Origin of the sequence: Pseudoflavitalea rhizosphaerae (genome assembly GCF_003991355.1) — a bacterium.
Classification (GTDB): Bacteria; Bacteroidota; Bacteroidia; order Chitinophagales; family Chitinophagaceae; genus Pseudobacter; species Pseudobacter rhizosphaerae.
The window spans coordinates 168,688-188,875 of record NZ_RCSU01000007.1; the positions used below are offsets into that span (position 1 = coordinate 168,688).

Annotated in this window: 10 protein-coding genes; 5 read left to right on the top strand and 5 right to left on the bottom strand. The window is 44.9% G+C overall.

Going from position 1 to position 20,188, the window contains the following annotated elements:
- The first annotated feature begins 32 nt into the window (after positions 1-32).
- From D9Y29_RS13965 to D9Y29_RS13985, 5 genes are all read left to right on the top strand, one after another.
- A complete protein-coding gene (locus tag D9Y29_RS13965) occupies positions 33-2,375 on the top strand; it encodes an efflux RND transporter permease subunit (RefSeq protein WP_127129151.1) in 2,343 nt (780 codons plus the stop codon).
- Between the two features lie 97 nt (positions 2,376-2,472).
- A complete protein-coding gene (locus D9Y29_RS13970) occupies positions 2,473-5,574 on the top strand; it encodes a SusC/RagA family TonB-linked outer membrane protein (protein ID WP_127129153.1) in 3,102 nt (1,033 codons plus the stop codon).
- A 23-nt stretch (positions 5,575-5,597) separates the two neighbouring features.
- Entirely contained in the window at positions 5,598-7,040 is a 1,443-nt protein-coding gene (locus tag D9Y29_RS13975) for a RagB/SusD family nutrient uptake outer membrane protein (RefSeq protein ID WP_127129155.1), read from the top strand.
- A 254-nt stretch (positions 7,041-7,294) separates the two neighbouring features.
- On the top strand, positions 7,295-10,525 hold the full coding sequence (locus tag D9Y29_RS13980) for a SusC/RagA family TonB-linked outer membrane protein (protein ID WP_127129157.1): 3,231 nt from the start codon (positions 7,295-7,297) through the stop codon (positions 10,523-10,525).
- A gap of 18 nt (positions 10,526-10,543) precedes the next feature.
- A complete protein-coding gene (locus tag D9Y29_RS13985) occupies positions 10,544-12,040 on the top strand; it encodes a RagB/SusD family nutrient uptake outer membrane protein (RefSeq protein WP_127129159.1) in 1,497 nt (498 codons plus the stop codon).
- Positions 12,041-12,548: 508 nt separating this feature from the next.
- Here D9Y29_RS13985 and D9Y29_RS13990 read toward each other — a convergent pair.
- From D9Y29_RS13990 to alaS, 5 genes are all read right to left on the bottom strand, one after another.
- On the bottom strand, positions 12,549-13,769 hold the full coding sequence (locus D9Y29_RS13990; RefSeq protein ID WP_241237935.1) for a TlpA disulfide reductase family protein: 1,221 nt from the start codon (positions 13,767-13,769) through the stop codon (positions 12,549-12,551).
- Between the two features lie 10 nt (positions 13,770-13,779).
- On the bottom strand, positions 13,780-15,228 hold the full coding sequence (gene gatB, locus D9Y29_RS13995) for an Asp-tRNA(Asn)/Glu-tRNA(Gln) amidotransferase subunit GatB (protein ID WP_127129161.1): 1,449 nt from the start codon (positions 15,226-15,228) through the stop codon (positions 13,780-13,782).
- Positions 15,229-15,405: 177 nt separating this feature from the next.
- Positions 15,406-16,437, bottom strand: a complete 1,032-nt coding sequence (locus tag D9Y29_RS14000; RefSeq protein WP_127129163.1) for a PDZ domain-containing protein — start codon at positions 16,435-16,437, stop codon at positions 15,406-15,408.
- A 172-nt stretch (positions 16,438-16,609) separates the two neighbouring features.
- On the bottom strand, positions 16,610-17,221 hold the full coding sequence (locus D9Y29_RS14005) for a class I SAM-dependent methyltransferase (protein WP_127129164.1): 612 nt from the start codon (positions 17,219-17,221) through the stop codon (positions 16,610-16,612).
- Positions 17,222-17,377: 156 nt separating this feature from the next.
- Positions 17,378-20,008 (bottom strand): alanine--tRNA ligase, encoded by a 2,631-nt coding sequence (alaS, locus tag D9Y29_RS14010; protein WP_127129165.1) that lies wholly within the window; start codon positions 20,006-20,008, stop codon positions 17,378-17,380.
- Positions 20,009-20,188: the final 180 nt, after the last annotated feature.

A 20,188-nucleotide genomic window follows, 5' to 3' on the forward strand; every position in this document is an offset into this window, starting at 1 on the left:
CCTACAGTTATTTGCTCATTAAAATCTTTTCTATGTGGGGAACCATTGCCAGGATTGTGCTGAAATTCCGGTGGATTTTACTCGTTCTTTTAGTATTGGCTACAGCTCTGATGGCATATCATGCTTCCAAAGTTCAATTGAGCTATGAATTCACCAGGGCTATCCCTACAGATAATCCCAAGTACCAGGAATACCAGGAATTCCGGAAACTGTTTGGAGAAGATGGTAACCTGATGGTGATCGGGATCCAGACAAAGGATCTTTTCCAGGAGAAATTCTATAACGATTATGCTGCCCTCGTTAAAAATATCCGCCAGGTAAAAGCGGTGGAAGATGTGCTCAGTATTCCCGGCGCCGCCAATTTGAAGAGGGATTCCGCATCAGAAAAACTCAATGCCAGTGTGGTGTTCCCGGACCGTGCATTAAGCCAGCATGAACTGGATAGTTGTTCTGCAATTTTTCTCAGCCTGCCTTTTTACCAGGGACTGCTGTACAATCCCGTTACCAGTACCTGTATGATGGGTATCCGTATCAATAAGGATATACTGAATTCAAAAGCCCGCAATGAAGTGGTAGCGGATATCGTAGCTGCCGGCGAAGCTTTCGGAAAAAAGTACGGCGTTGAAATGCATTACAGCGGCCTGCCGCTGATACGCACCAATATGGCCACCAAAGTGGCCAGTGAAATGCAATGGTTCCTGCTGGGATCAATCGTGCTCTCTGCTATCATTCTTCTCCTTTTCTTCAGAAGCATCTCTGCCATGACGCTCTCACTGGCTGTAGTGATCATCGGCGTTGTCTGGAGCCTCGGTACACTCGAATGGTTTGGTTATAAGATATCACTGCTTACTGCATTGATATCGCCATTGATAGTAGTGATCGGCATTCCCAATTGTATTTACTTCCTCAATAAATACCACACGGCTTATAATGATGCAGATCCTTCATTGGGGACCAAAGAAAGAAAGTTCGCTGCATTACACATGATGATCGAGCGGATGGGTGTGGTTACTCTCTTCTGTAATATCGCTGCAGCCATTGGATTTGCAGTATTCGGATTGACCAGGAGCGAGATCCTGAAAGAATTCGGCATTGTGGCTGGTATCAATATCATGGCGCTGTTCTTCATCTCCATCATCCTGATCCCTGCTGTGCTGAGCTTCCTGCCTTCTCCCAAACCCAGGCATACGAAATACCTCGATAACAAATGGCTGCACACCATCCTGCAGAAACTGGAAGTATGGAGCCTGCACCATCAGAAGCAGATCTATATCGTTACCGGTATCGTACTGATCGTTGCAGTAGCTGGTATCTTCAAGCTGCGCACAGAAGGCTTTATTGTAGATGACCTGCCGAAGACCGATAAGATCTACACTGACCTTAAATTCTTCGAACATCATTTCAAAGGCGTAATGCCGCTGGAGATTGTGGTGGATACGAAAAGAAAGAATGGCCTTCGGATAAATCCCCTCGCGCATTTCGAGAAGATCGACAGCCTCAGCCAGTTCATCACATCACAGTCCGAAATGGCAAGGCCATTATCGATCGTGGAAGGATTGAAGTTTGCGCGGCAGGCATATTATAATGGAGACAGCGCCAGCTATGGTCTTCCCAATTCTTTCGATATAGCATTCCTGGCCCAGTATCTCGGCAGCAAAGGTGATGACTCTACTGCAAAGCAGAACAATTTCACCCGCATCGTTCGTTCGTTTATGGACAGCACCAGGCAGCGTGCACGCATCAGCGTGAATATGGCCGACGTTGGAACGAAGAGACTGCCTGAGATCATCGATTCTCTCAACCGGCGCAGCAAACAGATCTTCGACACTGCCAAATACAATATTCAGTTCACCGGAACCTCTGTTACCTTCCTCGAAGGAAGCGCCTTTATCATCAACGGACTGAAAGAAAGTATTCTCTGGGCCTTCGGATTGATTGCCCTTTGTATGCTTTACCTCTTCCGCTCATTCCGCATCCTGTTCTGTTCCCTGGTGCCGAATGTGATCCCACTGATCATAACAGCCGGTGTAATGGGCTGGGCTGGTGTTGCCATCAAACCTTCTACAGTACTTGTTTTCAGCGTGGCACTCGGTATTGCGATAGATATCACTATACGATTCTTGGTAAATTATAAACAGGAATTGCAACTCAGCAAAAAGACCTCTCATGAAATTGTGATCGATACGATCCATAAAACAGGGATTAGTATCATATATACATCCATGGTTCTCATCGCCGGATTCATAATTTTTTGCATAAGTGATTTTGGCGGCACCAAAGCATTGGGGTGGTTAACTTCTCTTACCCTTGTGTTGGCAACACTGACTAACCTGATATTTTTGCCAGCTTTATTGATATCTATCACAAAAAAATAGGTCGTAAAGTTGTCATGTGCAGCACGTTTAGATTTACATTTGTCCATATTTAGGGCAATAATGCCTTGCTACTTTAATTAACCAAAACTGGTTGCACATGAGAAAAATGTTAGCTATGCTGACAGTATGCCTGCTATTGGCTATAGGCGTACTTGCGCAAAAAAAAGTCACTGGAAAAGTGACAGACAACAATGGTGACCCCATCCCCAATGCAAGCGTACAGATAAAGGGATTGAACACCGGAACCACCACCAACTCTGAAGGGAATTTCTCTCTATCTCTTCCAGAGAAAGCCAAAACACTAATAATCTCCAGTATTGGCTACAAACCAAAAGAAGTGAACATCGGATCCCAATCCATTTTTTCAATCTCCCTGGAAAGCGAGATCAGGGAGGCTGAATTGGTGATTGTGACCGGTTACACCAGGGAGAAAAAATCAAATTTCGCAGGTGCCGCTACGGTATTAAGTAACAAAGTAGTGGAAAATGTACCTGTAGGAGCATTTGATCAGGCATTGCAGGGTAAGGCGGCCGGCGTGCAGGTACAATCCGCTTCGGGTCAGCCTGGTTCCAGTGCAAACGTTACTATCCGGGGGGTCTCCTCCATACAGGCAGCTTTTGCACAACCTCTTTATGTTATAGATGGAGTGCCTGTACCGTCTTTTGATATGCAGTCAATCAACCCCAACGACTTTGAATCCATAACTGTATTGAAAGATGCAAATGCTGCGGCATTGTATGGTGCAAGAGGTGGAATTGGAGTAATTGTTATCACCACAAAGAGAGGTAAATCCGGTAAAACAAATTTTTCTTTCCGCACTTCAATTGGAACTACTCAGCCACCTAACGCAACTAACTTCGATTTGATGAATACGAAGGAAATGTTTGAATATGAAGAGCGGCTTGGCATGATGGGGCTGGGGATTTCCGGACCGGGATGGGTATATTCAAAGAATAACCCAAATTATGCTTCATTGACACCGGAAAATAAGGCCCGTTATGATTTCCTGAGAGACAGCCTGGGAGCTATCAATAGCGATTATACAGACATTTTGTTCAGAAACGGTTTTTCACAGAATCATGAAATAAATGTTTCCGGCGGAAGTGACAGAACAAGGTTCTTCCTCTCCCTCGGCTATTTTGATCAAAAAGGTACTGATTTGAGATCCAGGCTCAGAAGGTATTCCGGCAGATTCAATTTGGATCATACTATCGGAAAGCTGAACATTTCCTGGAATAACCTCATTGGTTATGCGAAAACTGATTTGAATGAGGGGGAATTCCTGGGTAATAGCGCCCGCAACCCATTCCAGATGGCATGGCGGTCTAAGACCTACGAAAATCCTTACAGATCAGATGGCTCGCTCATCTTTGGAGTAAGTACCAGTTTGGCCCTGAAACAGATCGGTAACGTTTTGGAAGGGATTGAAAATTCAAAATGGACTGATGACAGGTTGAAAGTTAATTCTGGTCTGACGTTTTCTTTTGATGTAACTCCCTTCCTCCGCGCCAGGAACGTAACAGGCATTGATGCGTCATTTGACTTTGAAATGAGAGGTGTTAAGGCCAATTCATATGTAGGTTCATTGCAAACACTGAATGCAGGTTATCAGGCAGAAGCAGCGCGCACAAGAACCCAGTTGATCAATACCAGTTCCCTGGTTTTTCATAAAACTTTCAACGTTATACATGATGTTGAAGTTGGTGGTTATTTCGAAGCAGTTCGGGCCTGGAATAAAGGTTTGGGCTTCCGTCTCTACAACCTTGACCCCCGGCTTGAATATACCGGACAAGGTGCAGGCGCACTACCAAGCGCTGGACCTCAAAACTCAACCAGCGCCAGTTCAGGTTTTGGAATCAGGTCATATTTTGCCACCGCAAGATACACCTTTGATGAGCGGATCTCAATCAATGCTAATATAAGAAGGGACGGCACTTCAAGGATACTGAATGATGCCAATAAGGAGATCACTACCTGGTCTGCCGGCGCCATATGGAATGTAATTCGCGAAAAATTCATGGAGAAACAAAATATTGTTTCTGATTTGAGATTGAGGGCCAGTTATGGATCCGTTCCAAATATCGGAAGTATTACTACCGGTAATTATGCCATGTCTCTTGCTGGTATGTATACTATTACCAACTATCTCGGGCCACAGATGCCCTTGTTCGGAACTACAACTGCCTTCGGAGGATCACCTATTACAGGTTTGGTTCCCACTACTCCCGGAAATCCAAGTTTGAAACTTGAATATGTAGTTAAGGCGAATCTCGGGCTTGACTTTTCTGTGTGGAATGACAGGGCAAGGTTTACGGTAGATGCCTATAAGAATACTACTAAAGACCTTTTTGTGAATCAACCAACATCTTATACAGCTGGATTCAATAATGCCAGCCTGCCTATTAATGCTGGTACCATGGTGAATAAAGGGTTTGAATTTTCTGCATTTGTAGACATTATCCGGAACAGCTCAACCAAACTTACCTTCAACTGGAACCATGCCATCAATAAAAACGAGGTTACTGATCTGGGTTTGGTGAATGAATATGTTGTTGGCACTTATATCATCCGTAAAGGACTGCCGTATGGTTCTCACTATACATACCACTACCTGGGTGCTGATGTTCAAACCGGAAGGCCAAGATATCTTACAGAAGATAACAAAGAAACCAATAGTCTTGGTGATGCTGGTAGGTTTGCCACTTTTGGGACTTTTCTTCCGGTTCATGTAGGTGGTTTCGGATTGGATCTTAGCTATAAGCGTTTCAGCATTGGAGTAGGATTCTCATATCAAACGAAGGTTAGCCGCTATAATAACATCTGGAACTGGGTAACAAGAGGTACGCCGGGATATCATAATGCTGTTAACGCATCTAAGGTGATGCTAACAGATCAATGGCAGAAACCTGGCGATGTAAAACTTTATCAATCGCCTCAATATGATCGTGACTTTACATCCGCAGACATCCAGGATGCTAAATTCCTGCGCTTCCGTACACTTAGCGTTGGATATGATATTCCAGGCTTTTCTGCTGGTTCTACCAAGATCATTAAAGGAGGGCGCTTTTTCATACAGGCATTTAATCTCTTTGTATGGAGCCCATGGAAAGGTCCGGACCCGGAAGATAATAATAATATCAGTCTGAATGAATTTCCAAACCCCCGTGCTATGACTGCCGGAATTGAGATTAATTTCTAAGTACTAATATTAAATCTATTATAATGAAAATTGTGAAATATCTATTATTAGCGTCAGTGCTTGCGATAGTGGTATCCGGTTGCCAGAAACTACTGGATGTGCCAGAAACAGATGTGATTGCAGGTGATGTTGCTCTCAAAACTGTTGCGAATAATGAACAGGGAGTAATTGGCGCTTATGCTGCACTTGGTGTAGAAATGAACATCCTGTTAAATGCAACATTTTCTGATGAAGTAAAAACTGTAGGAGAATTCTACAATGCTGCCACCACGCATGAATGGCAATATAGCTCCCAGGATGTGGGTATCAGAGATAATTTTACTGCAATGGGGCCCAACTACCAGATAGTTGATCGGGTTAACAGGGTACTAGCTGCATTACCTACTGCAGACTCAACGCGAACAGGTGATGAAAAGCTGCGTTCAAGATTGCGTGGAGAAGCACTATTCCTGCGCGCATATGCGCATTTTGAGTTGTTCCGTTACTATTGTGAAAAATACACACCTGGTGGACTGGCAATGCCATACCTGGAAAAGTCTATCCTGGAACCAGTTGCCAGGATAGATATGGCAACCTATTTTAGTAAGTTAAATGCCGATATCAGTGAAGCGAAAGGACTACTTCCAAATAACCTGAGCGATAAATTCAGAGCCAATGTTGCCAGTGCTCACGCTTTGCATGCAAGGATAGCGCTTTACCAGGGAGATTGGCCTACTGCTGAATCAAATGCCACGGCTTACATAAATTTACTGCCACTGGCGAGCAGGGCAGACTTTCCTAAAATCTGGACTGATGAAATAACAGACGAAGTATCATTCCAGCTGTTGCGCAACCCTCAGGTTGGCCCGCGAATGGGTAGTTTGTTCAGGGGGATTTCAAGTGTTGTAAATGGGAATATTCAACTGGGCACCATTGTATGGGGAGTGAGCGATAAATTATGGAATAGCTACGATGCTGATGATATCCGGTTTGATGCATACGTAATTGATGAGCCCCTGCTTGCTGACAATGGCCGTCCTTCCAAAATTGTAAAAAAATATGCGGGAGGCGCCTATACAACCGCAACAGAAAACTTCACCAACGGCAAAGTTTTCCGTACAGGAGAAATGTACCTCATCAGGGCTGAAGCACGTGCCGAACAGAACAAATTTTCCGGGGCAAACAGCGCTGAGTCTGATCTTAATGAACTAGGGGCTATGCGGATCTCTGGATACACTCCGATTAGTCTTGGTTCGAAAGATGAGGCTATTACTGCGGTTATGAATGAACGTTTTATTGAGCTTCCATTTGAAGGGCATAGATTTTTCGACTTGAAAAGGAGAGGATTGCCTGTACAAAGAAATGCTTCCGATGCGCCTACAACAAGTTCGGCAACATTAGAGGCAGGTAATTTCAGGTTCGTTTTACCTATTCCACAAAGAGAATTGGAGGCGAATGTATTAATGGAGCAGAATCAGGGTTATTAACTACTGCATCCTGAAAGGAATACGGCCTGCTAAATGATGCAGGCCGTATTTTTTTATGTGATGCCCGCACAGATTCTAATTTCGCTCATGGTAAGTGGGTAGAAATGCTGATCGTACTTATCAAGTATTAATTTTTTGCTAAAAAAAATTAGCACGGTAAGCAGCCAGATCAATACATTTGCTGTCCATAAAGTTGATAACTGTTTCAAAATGCAGTTTCCACTTTAGTTTTACAAAAACATAAACTCACGCACATGAGAAAAATGCTGTTGCTTTTAGCAAGCTTCTTGCTATTATCGTGGCAACTATTCGCCCAAACCCGAACTATCTCCGGGAAAGTTACTGATGACAAATCTAATCCAATTCCCAACGCATCCATCACAGTTAAAGGTGCATCAGTAGGAACAACTACCAACACAGATGGTGTGTTTTCAATTACAGTTCCCGATAACGCAAAAGTGTTGATCATTTCTGCAATTGGAATGACCAGTCAAGAAGTGACAATTGGTTCAAAGACTAATATTTCTGTAGCACTTCTCATTGAGGATAAATCCCTTCAGGAAGTAGTGGTAGTAGGCTATGGTAAGACAACGAAACAGGCCTACACGGGTTCTGCGGTTGTTGTAAACAGTGAGAGACTTACAAATAAAGCAGTGGCGAATGTTTCACAGGCACTCGCTGGCGAGGTTGCTGGCGTACGTGTTATAAATACTTCCGGTCAGCCGGGAACCGCTGCTACTATTCGAATCAGAGGTATTGGTTCTGTAAATGGAAACAGAGATCCTCTCTATGTAGTCGACGGTATACCCTATACTGGAAGTATCAACGCCATCAATATGGCTGATGTTGAATCTACCACAGTGCTGAAAGATGCAACTGCAACTGCGATCTATGGAGCACGTGGCGCAAATGGGGTAATTGTAATTACTACTAAGAGTGGCAGAGGTAAAAGTTTCATCGAAGTGGATGGATCAATCGGCGTGAACAAGGCTATCCTGCCTCGTTACGATGTGATCAGAAGCCCGGAAACATTTGCGATCCTCAGTTGGGAGTCTCTGTATAATGAAGCGCCAAGTTATGGCGTAACCGATCCTGCTGATCGAATAGCTTATGCGAACGAAGAGTTGTTTGGCACGGCCTATGGTATCGGCCCGGAATATAATATGTGGAAGGTTGCTGATGGAGGAGAGCTTATCGATCCTACTACTAAAACTATCAAACCAGGTGTTCAAAGAAAATATGATCCTGAAAATTGGTCTGATTATGCCTTCCAATCTTCCACGCGCCAGGAGGTGAACCTGAAAATCGGTGGGGGAGATAGCAAGACCAGTTTTTATACAGGTTTAGGTTATCTCAATGATGTTGGCTACTCGCTCAATACTGACTACAAAAGGCTTTCTGCCCGACTTAATGTTACTCACGAAGTGAAAAAGTGGTTGAGCGGTTCAATGAATCTTTCTTATGCCAACTCCAAAAATAATACGAACGGACAGGGAAATAACTCCAACAGTGTATTCTGGTTCGTAGATAATCTTCCTCCAATCTATCCCCTTTTTAAGAAAGATGCAAACGGTCAAAATATTCCTGACCCCTATTTCGGAGGGAGTATCTACGATTATGCAGATGAGGCGAATACAGTTGTGGGTAGAAGATTTGGTGCATTTACCAATGCAGTTGCTGATGCAAAGTATGACACTAGAAGGCATGATAAAAATGAATTGGTTGGCGCAGGCGCACTTACTATCAAATTCACGAAGGATTTGTCACTTGAAAATCGTGTTGGTGTACAGTACTTTAATAACAATTATGTCAATAGGTCTAATAAATATTATGGTTCATCTGCATCTCAGTTCGGCTCAATCTACCAGCGAAAATCTGAAATGATTAATTACAATGTGCTTAATCTTCTGCGATATACAAAAGGATTCGGCGATCATAGTATCGAAGCCTTGGTGGCGCATGAGAATGCAGACAACAAACTAACAATCACAGATGCATCAAAATATCGTCTGGTGCAGAATAATAACGAAGATTTCAATAATGCAACTGTTACCAACCCTACTTCACAATGGGTGAATCAATACAGAATTGAAAGCTATTTTGGTCAGGTGAATTATGATTTCAGGAACACTTATTATATTTCTGGTAGCTTCAGAAGAGACGGGTCTTCAAGATTCCTTAAAAATAAGTGGGGTAACTTTGGATCAATTGGTGCTGGCTGGATAATGACGAACGAGAATTTCTTAAGCAACCTTGATTGGCTTACCTTTCTGAAATTGAAAGCCAGCTACGGACTTATCGGCGAACAGGCTGGAATTGGATTCTATCCAGGTTTTGATCTTTTCAGCATTGATAACTTGAACGACAATCCTGCTTTCTCATTTAACTCAAAAGGTAACCCTGATTTAACCTGGGAAAAGTCAAAAATGTTCCAGGTTGGTACTGAGTTCAGGATCGGTAAATTCCTGACTGGTTCATTGGATTATTACATCAAGAACACTGATAATTTGATCTTCGACAGGAGGGTAGGGCCTTCAATCGGTTATGCGCTGTTGAAGGTAAATGATGGTAACTTGCGAAACCAGGGCTTTGAATTTGACTTAACCGGGCATATAATTCAGAGGAAAGATTACTATGTTAATCTGACAATCAATGGTGAGATGTTCAAGAATAAGATTACCGCAATGCCTGTCGATCCTGTTACCAACAAACCGAAGCCTATCGATATTCAGGGTAACTATGGTTGGTCTAAAGGGCACTCAATTTATGACTTCTACCTGCGTGAATGGGCCGGTGTGGATGCTAAAGATGGCAGAGCTATGTGGACACAATACTATGATGATGCTAACAACAACGACCAACTTGATGCCGGTGAGGGTATTGCTTCTCTGACTCAGTATGTAAATGAAAATCCCGACAAAGCCGGCCAATTGAAAACTACAACTACCAAAACCTACGCGAATGCGACCCAGTTCTTTGGTGGCAAATCCGCCATTCCCAAAATAAGGGGTGCAGTAAACCTTACTGCCGGTTATAAGGGGTTTGATTTGGCGGTTCAATTGTTGTATAGCTTTGGCGGTTATGCTTATGATGGGGCATATGCAGTATTGATGAGCAATGATGCTATAGGCTCCAATAACTGGCATACAGACATTCTAAACAGGTGGCAAAAAGAAGGTGATATCACAGATGTTCCAAGGTTGGATAATGGAGTGAACTATCAGGTGAACTCTGCTTCAACCAGATTCCTCACAAAAGCAAACTTTTTTGCTCTTAATAACGTGCGTCTCTCTTACAATATACCTTCAAATGTACTGGGCAAAGTGAATATTACTGATACCCAGATCTGGGTTTCCGGAGATAATCTCTGGGTTCATTCAGCACGTAAAGGTTTCAACCCTGCAACTGCAGAGAGTGGTGCTTCAGATATGTACCGTTATTCACCTCTGTCCACACTTACAGTTGGTCTGAGAGTTAAGTTCTAATCCAAAAAATTGAATCGTATGAAACTTAAATATATTCTTCTGTCTGCCGTTGCTGGAGCGACCATGATCCTCACTGGCTGTAAGAAAGACTATCTGGAATTAAATTCAACTGAATTCATTTCTTATGACCAGCTTCTTGAAGCATCCAGGAAAGATCCTGGACTGCTGGCTGGTACTGTAAATGGCCTTTATGCTACTATGTATCAGGTCGGATCTGGTGGAACGACCGGCCATGACGACTTTGGTCAGAAAGGGTATGATATTTTCCTCGATATGTTAAGCGGAGATATGGCGCTGATTGGTGTAACCTATGGTTGGTATACTCCTGTAGTTCGCTTCCAGGCTTCCCTGGATTATACCCGCAACAACAACTATCAACCATGGCGCTTTTATTACAGACTAATTCTTGGCGCCAATACCGTGTTAGACGCACTCGGCGGTGACACGATTCCACAAACAGAACCTGAAAGGCGCCATATTGCGGGGCAAGCCAAAGCAATGAGGGCCTATGCTTATTTCTATCTGACCCAATTCTATTCTAAAGAATATGGTGACGGTACTGAAAAAATCCTGCCAATTTACACCAATACGAAAATGGTGAACCAACCAAAGAGTACTACAAAACAAGTGTTCGACCTGATGGTGAAGGACCTGGATACTGCACAGAATTATCTTTCAGATTTCAATCGTGCTACAAAAGACCAGGTAAATTCCAATGTGGCGAAGGGTATGCTTGCATATGTACTTGCCTACCGCGGAACACAGGAAGATCTTGAAAGAGTTGTAACACTTACGCAGGAAATTGTAGATGCCAATCCACTCACAACACCTGATGAAACTGTTGCGCGTTTTGTGAATGGTGTACTTCAGAATCCTCAATCTGGGTTCAATAACGTAGCTACTCCAAGTTGGATATGGGGTGTAGACCTCACTCTTGCCAGTAACCTCGACCTTGTTTCTTGGTGGGGACAAATGGACTATTTTACCTATAGTTACGCAGGAGCTGGAGATGCTAAAGTGATGGATGCAAGTCTTCAAGCTTCTATAAAGGCAGATGATATCCGTCGGGGACAATTCCATAGTACCGGCCGCCCACTTCAGAAGTTCTTTGATCCGGCAAGAAAGGCAATGGGACAGCGTTCAGTGACCACGGACTATATTTATATGAGAACAGATGAATTCCTCTTATTGAATGCAGAAGCCAAGGTTCGTCTCGGTCAGGATGGCCCAGCAAGAGATGCACTGAAACTGTTGCTGGATGAAAGAGTTACTGATTACGCTTATGTTGATGCACTGAGTGGCCCAGGATTGTTGGATGAGATCTACAAGCAAACAAGGATTGAACTCTGGGGAGAAGGAAAATCCTACCTTGCAATGAAGAGACTTAAAAAATCAATTACCAGAGGTCCCAATCACTTATATTTTGCCGGCAATACATATGCGTATAATGCACCGGAACTTACCTTCCCTATTCCTCAGGCCGAAGTATTGAACAACCCCGTGTTGAATAACTAAGCTTTTCAATAGAATTCAGGAGAGGCTTTCTGCTTTATAAAAAGCTATTTTCTGCGACAGCACTTTTGAAGGGGCGACCAAAATGGTTGCCCCTTTCTGCGTAGTGAGTTCGGCATGGGTACGCAATTCAGAAATAGAAACAATTCCCAGATGAAGCCATTCTTTTTATTTACAGGAAACTAACTTTTATGATCAGTCTCACAATACAAACTAAGTGTAATTACTTAGTAACCCGGATACAACCAGCCCCTGGATGTATTGATCTGCATTTAATCAATCGAAAATTATAGAGTGTTTTTAGTTAGCTCATATTTTATCGTGATTGGATTACTTTGGCTTTATAATGAAAAAACAATCAGAACGGATTCGTTGCATTATCAACTGGGCTATTTTTTTCTTCCTTGTTGCGAGTTAGGGTACTTAAATATCATGATTAGCCGGATTGATAGTGCAGTTAAAAAAAACGCCGGAGAACTCTCCAGCGTTTTTTATATCAGTTAACAATTACTCACTTCAACACTTCCGCCAGCTTCTCACTCAACGCTTCCCCCCTCAACTCTTCAGCAATCACAATTCCCTTCGGATCCACCAGTACATTATAAGGAATCCCTTCAAACTTATACAACTCAACTGCCTTGCTTTTCCAGAAAGCCAGATCACTGATCTGTGGCCAGTTCAGATTGTCTGCCTTAACAGCCTGTACCCAGGCAGCTTTATCTTTGTCCAAAGAAACGCCAAGCACTGTAAAATTTTTGTCCTTGAATTTATTGAAAGCATTCACCACGTTAGGGTTCTCAGCACGACAAGGCCCGCACCAACTTGCCCAGAAATCCACAAGCACATATTTGCCTTTGAAAGATGAAAGAGAAACATTCTTTCCGTTTGGATCAGGCATAACGATTTCCGGTGCAGGTTTGCCGATCAAAGAATTGGATTTGCGTCTTTCGGCTGCTGCTTCCTGTTGCTTCTGCATCTCTGCCGATTGCACTTTATAAGCTTCATATTTTTTCTTCAACTCACCGAGATTGCCATCATTGGGGAATTTTTTTGTGAGCTTACCGAGTTCAGCTTCAAATTCGCTCTGCTCCAATGTTTGCGCAGAACGTCCTAATGCGAATGCGGCAACAACCGGTTGGTTGATCTCGCTGAGTGATTTCTTCAGGAAGTTGTTCAGGCTGCTCATGGCGGCATTCTTCTTGTTGGTGGCAAGAATGATCGCAGAATCCGGCGCAGAAAATCTTTTCAGGCTGTCCATTGCTTTCATTGATTTTTCGATCTCGTCCTGGTGATCGCTGTAGCCGAAGAGGAAGTCGCGCAATTGAGTGGTAGCGCCTGATCCGGATACAGTGTAGAATTTCTCTTTTCCTGCAAAGTCGATATCGATCGAAATGGGAGAAGCATCATATACTATTGGAGCCATCGGGCCATTCTTGATGATCACATTGAAAAGCCCGCCACTGGCGCCTTTGCCTTTCAGTGTAAATTCTTTCGTGGTTGCGGGAATGGTAATGGAATCCAGTTGCACGGGGGGCAGCTCTCCACCGAAGGGGATTTCGTATAGGAAAAGGGTGATCTTTCCGTCCTCGATCGCTTTGGGATAAAGTTCACTTACCTGGTCTGCGTTGGCCACTGTGCCTTTTACTTCCAGGGATTGTTGGGAACCTCCGGAACATGCCGCTGCCAATGCCATCACTGCCACAACCAGGATCCGGTTGAATTGTTTTTTCATGTAATTTTTTTTAGTTCAGTTTCTTCAATAAAATATCGTTCGTTAACCGGGGGTCTGCTTTTCCTTTGGATACTTTCTTTACTTCTCCAACAAACAAACCCATCAATCCTTTTTTCCCTTTCCTGTATTCGGCCACTTTCTCCGGCATCTTCTGCAATACTTCTTCCACCCAGGCTGCTACATTGCTTTCATCTGAATCCTGCACAAGGTTAAGCGATGCGGCAATATCGAGCGGATTGCGGCCCGGCTCGGCCACCAATGCAGGCAATACCCTGGTGGAGGCAATGGAGAAGTTCAGCTTACCCTCATCAATAAGCGCTATCAGCGCCGCGATTCCGGCTGGCTGTACGGGAAACCCGGAAATAGAGGCACTCTTATCGTTCAACCATGATTTCACGGGGCCCAGCATCCAGTTGGCTGCTGCCTTGTAATTGGAAGTATGGGTAATTACAGATTCGAAATAATCGGCTGTTTCCTTTTCATCACAGAGTACGCGTGCGTCGTATGCTGGTAGTTGCAGTTGCTGCGTGTAGCGGGCGATGCGTTGTTCAGGCAGTTCGGGAATGCTTTCTTTGATGGATTGAAGCATGGCTTCCGTTACGCGGAAAGGCACCAGGTCAGGGTCTGCAAAATACCTGTAGTCGTTCGCTTCTTCCTTGGTTCGCATGGCGAATGTAGTACCGTTGGCGGCGTCGAAGCTGCGTGTTTGCTGAATGATGGTCTCACCGTTCTCCAGCATCTCGATCATCCGTTTGGCTTCCAGTTCGATGGCGCGCTTCACGTTGCGGATGGAATTGAGGTTCTTCACTTCCACCTTGGTGCCAAGTTTGGTGTCGCCTTTTTTCCTGACAGACACGTTGGCATCGCAGCGCATACTGCCTTCTTCCATATTGCCATCGCAGATACCGAGATAGCGGAGCAGTTTGCGGAGCTCGGTAAGATACGCATACGCTTCCTCTCCGCTTCGTATAACCGGGTCCGTTACGATCTCCAGCAATGGAACGCCGGCGCGGTTGTAATCCACGCAGGTATTTTCCGGGTCAACATCATGCAGGCTCTTGCCGGCATCTTCTTCCATATGGATACGGTTCAGCTCGATGGGCCTTTCCGTATCGCCAATGCGGATGGTTACATAACCACCGATACAGATGGGAGTAGTATGCTGGGAGATCTGGTATCCTTTGGGAAGATCGGGGTAGAAATAGTTCTTGCGCGCGAAATAATTATTGGGGCTGATGGTGCAATTACAGGCCAGTCCCATGCGGATAGCGTATTCAACAGCTTTTTTGTTGAGTTTGGGCAGGGTGCCGGGATGCCCGAGGGTAATCGGACTGATATGCGTATTGGGTTCGCCTCCAAAGGCAGCACTGTCGCCGCAAAACAACTTGCTTTCTGTGAGCAGCTGAGCGTGGACTTCCAGTCCTGCCACTAATTCGTATGCATCGTAATTGATCGCCATAAAATGTGTAATGGTCAGAGCATACAAAAATACCTTATTCCATGCGGATTGCAAGCGCGCATAAAAATGCCCGGAATATGGCGCAGATAATACTGATCACATATTCCGGGCTCGTATATCGGGCTGTTTCTGATGGCTATTGGCATTGGGGCCAGCGCCCCAGAATGCTGATATCTTCTACAAATTGGCGGTTTTCAGTTTTTTGGGGAAGGATACTTCCACATTTACTGTTTTTCCATCGCGAAGTATTTTCACGGGGATCTTCACCTTATTGTCTTTGGAAGCAGTAGCCGCTTCTTTGGCGAGCTCTTCTGCGCTGTTCACTTTTTTATTGTTGAACTCAGTGATGAGATCATCTTCTTTGATACCTGCTTTTTCTGCAGCGGATTCATCGTCTACGTTCAGCACTTTTACGCCAACACCATTCTCTGTATCCTGGGCTTTGATACCCAGCCTGGGACCACGATTGGTATTGAACTGTCCGTAAGGCGCATTGAATTCAAAGTTCTTCGGGAACAATTCACCCAATTCATCGAGCCTGAAACTTTTGCCACCTTCCGGGATCGCGAAGCCCTGAGCTTGCGAATCGGTTGTTTTGCCCAGTTTGGCATTGATCACTTTTTCTTTGCCATCGCGCAGCACAGTGATCTTCACTTCTTCATCCGGTTTGCGGGCGCGGATGAGGCGGCTTACATCATTTGCGTCCTGTACTTTTTCTCCGGCGATCTTTGCGATCACATCTTTCTCTTTCAGTCCGGCTTTTTCAGCAGGACTCCCTTTAGATACCTGCAGGATGCGGGCTCCGCCGGGCGCTTCTTCGGTTACTACTCCAAGGAATGTTCTGGTAGCTCCGGCTTTGAAAAAATCATTATTGAAGTTGTAAGACTGGGCGCCACCATGTTCACGGAAAGGCGATAAAGTGATCACCCTGCCAGACCTGCTACGGCGTACACTGATATTGTCGTTCTCAAAATCTTCCAATGGTTTACCATCCACAAACACATCGCCATCCTTGATCTCGATCACAACTTTGCTGTCTTTGTCTCCGTTCTTGCGGATAATGAGCTCGTCGTATTGTTTGAGTTTTTCCTTAGGCTCTTTTGGTTCTTTGGGAGCTTTGGGATCTTTTGTGTCCTGGGCTACGACAGCAGTACCGGCGAGCAAGGCGGTAGTGGCGAACGCGAAGGCCAGGTGAGTGTATCTTTTCATGTCACGAATGATTTATTAATTGTCTACGGAATGTTTCGTAGATCAAATATAAGGAAATAATTGAAATACGAAACAGTTCGGAAATGAACAGGGGGATTTAACGGATCGTTAAGAGCAGTTGGGAAGCGCCACTCGCCGGGCGGCAAGCGACTACCAGCACCAGGCGGGGTTGTCAGCTGTTGCGTTCCATAGCGCAAAAAATAAAGTTCTGTGTTGTGTTGAAAGGAGTTAGATGGTCTTCGGTCTTACAATTGATGACGCTGAATTCAGGTTCAAAAAGTTTTGTAAGCGAGGTCTCATCATACCTTTTAATATAGAGCCCACTGCATTTTTCAGGGCCGTTGGTAGAGAAAGTGCCGATAGATAAGAATTTCCTTACATGCTTTTTCACCAGTTGAACGTAAGTATCTATCTGTTCATCAGTGGTGAGAAAATGGAAAGCGGCCCTGTCGTGCCAGATATCGAAATCCTGTGCCGGTACAAAGCTGGTGATATCGCTGACGATCCAAATCACTTTGGCGGCTTTGTTTCCCAATCTTGTTTGTGCGCGTTCCAGCGCTTTGGCGGAGATATCCAGCACCGTTATGTTTTCATAACCTTCATCTATGAGGAAGTCAACCAGTTTGCTGTCACCACCGCCGATATCGATGATACGGGCGGATTTGCCGAGACCGGACTGATGAATGAGGTCCAGCGAGGTTTGCGGTTTATCCTGCGTCCAGCTTACTTCCTGCGGTGTTTTCGTTTCGTATACTTTTTCCCAGTGTGCTTTGAGGTTATCCATGACAAACTGATTAATAATAACCGGAGAGCTGGCAGTCGCTCGCCTCCCGGCGAGTGACTTGTATTCCGTCGCCTCCGGCGACACGTTGTTCGCCGGAGGCGAACCAATAAAACTCACTCGCCAGAGGCGAGCGAGTGGCGACTCCCGAACATATTCTTACAGTAATCCTTTCACTTTTTCAATAACAGCCTTCAGCTGGCTGGCATCCTGCCCGCCTGCAGTGGCCAGGTTTTTCTGTCCGCCGCCGCCGCCTTTGATCAGCGGCGCGATATGTTCCTTGATGATCTTGCCGGCATCCAGTTGCTTGGCTGCAACCACCGTATCAGAAATACCAACGGCAACAAACGGTTTACCGCCGATATTGGCGCAGAGCACGGCCACATAATCATGTAGGTTGTTTTTCAGATCGAAGGCGAGTTTCTTCAGGGCATCGGCATTGCCTACTTCAATGATCTCACCGATATAGGTGACTCCATCGATGATCTGGTCTTTCTGCAGTAGTTCATTTCTAACGCCAACCAATATGCGGTTTTCGAGATTATCGAGTTTCTTTTTCAGATCGCTGTTCTCGGCCTGTAGCTGTTCAACGGCTTTCACCAGGTCTTTCGGGTTCTTGAGCGTCTGCTTTACCTGTTTCAGTTCTGCGGATTGTTCATCGATATATTTTTCAGCAGCGAATCCACTCACGGCTTCCACTCTTCTTACCCCGGCGGCTACTGCCGATTCGGATTTGAAGCGGAAGATGCCGATCTCTCCGGTGGAGCCAACATGCGTACCACCGCAGAGCTCTACCGAATAATTCGGATCGATGATCACTACGCGCACCACATCAGCGTATTTTTCACCAAACAGGGCCATGGCGCCGGATTGCATCGCTTCTTCCTTCGGCATTTCTTTGATCACTACGGGAATATTCTCGCGGATCTTTTCGTTCACGATGGCTTCCACTTTGCTGATCTCTTCGTCGGTCATTTTAGCGAAGTGGGAGAAATCGAAGCGGAGATAATCTTCATTGACCAGCGAACCTTTCTGTGCTACATGTGTGCCGAGTACCTTGCGCAATGCTGCATGCAGCAGGTGAGTAGCAGAATGATGAACAGCCGTGCATTTGCGGCGTTCAGCATCAACCCTGGCATCCACGGGGGCCGCGATATTCACAGGTAGTTTATCGGTGAAGTGAATGATGAGGTCATTCTCTTTTTTAGTATCGGTAACGGGCACCATTTCTCCATCAAAGCTGAGGAAGCCGGTATCGCCTACCTGACCGCCGCTTTCGGCATAGAATGGTGTGGTATTGAGTACGAGTTGATAAGATTCTTTGCCTTTTGCTTTGATCTTGCGGTACTTCAGCACTTTGGTTTGCAGTTCCAGCATATCATAGCCTGCGAAATTGGGGCTTTGGCTTTCTTTTCCATCTTTCACCAGCAGCACCCAGTCTTCAGTATCCAGTGTGGTTGCGGCACGGCTGCGGTCTTTCTGTTGCTGCATTTCTTTCTCGAATCCTTTCTCATCAACAGTGAGGTTATTCTCACGGGCGATGAGCCGGGTGAGGTCGATTGGGAATCCATAAGTATCAAGTAATTCAAATGCCGCACTACCTTCGATAGTTCCGTTAGTGGCAGTTTTGATTACATCATCAATTCTTTTAAGGCCTTTTTCCAGTGTACGGAGGAAGGCTTCTTCTTCTTCCCTGATCACTTTCATTACAAAATCCATTTGTTGATTCAGTTCGGGGAAAACATTCTTGAACTGAAGTGCAATCACAGGCACCAGTTGGTGCAGGAGTGGTTGTTTGTAATCGAGGTAAGAATAATAATAACGGACTGCGCGACGAAGAATGCGACGGATCACATAACCGGCTTCTGTATTTGAAGGCAATTGCCCATCGGCAATAGTAAAGCTGATAGCGCGGATATGGTCAGACAAAACGCGGAAGGCGATAGCCTGACGGCTATCACTGCCATCATATTTTTTATGAACGATATTACCGATTGCTGCAATGGTTTCGCTGAATACATCAGTGTCGTAGTTGGACTGTTTGCCCTGGAGCACACGCACCAGTCGTTCAAAACCCATACCAGTGTCAACATGTTTGGCGGGCAGGGGTTCGAGAGAACCATCTTTCAGGCGGTTGAACTGTATGAATACATTGTTCCAGATCTCGATCACCTGGGGATGATCGTTGTTCACGAGGGTAGCGCCATCCACTTCGGCTCTTTCATCATCAGTGCGGCAGTCCACATGAATTTCAGTACAGGGGCCGCAAGGACCTGTATCGCCCATTTCCCAGAAATTATCTTTCTTTTTGCCCAGCAGGATACGGTCTTCCGCAATCCATTTTTTCCATTCTGTTGCTGCTTCTTCGTCTTTGGGGAGTTTGAGTTCTGCATCGCCTTCAAAAACGGTCACGTATAAGCGGTCTTTTGGGATCTGGAAAATGCCTGTGAGCAGTTCCCAGCTCCATTCAATAGCTTCTTTCTTAAAATAATCACCAAAGCTCCAGTTGCCGAGCATCTCAAACATGGTGTGGTGGTAGGTATCAACTCCCACTTCTTCGAGGTCGTTATGTTTGCCGCTGACACGAAGACATTTTTGAGTGTCCGCAACCCGCTTGCTGGGCGCCTGTTTGTTACCAAGAAAAATATCTTTGAACTGGTTCATCCCTGCATTGGTGAACTTGAGGGTAGGATCATTTTTCAGAACGATGGGAGCGGAAGGAACAATGGTATGGCCCTTCGATTTGAAAAAATCCAGAAAATGCTGGCGTATGTCGGCACTTGTGATCATAAACGGAACAATCTTTGATAATGTGAAAGCCTCACTGCATACATTCATTTCAACAGATAACTACCGGAATTTTAAGAGAATGCAAAAAAATCCGCTTTTTCCTGTAGGTTTGTAGCGTTGGCTCTGAATAACGTGGTGCAAAGGTAATCCAATTCGTGCTGTTTTATAATGAAATCAAAT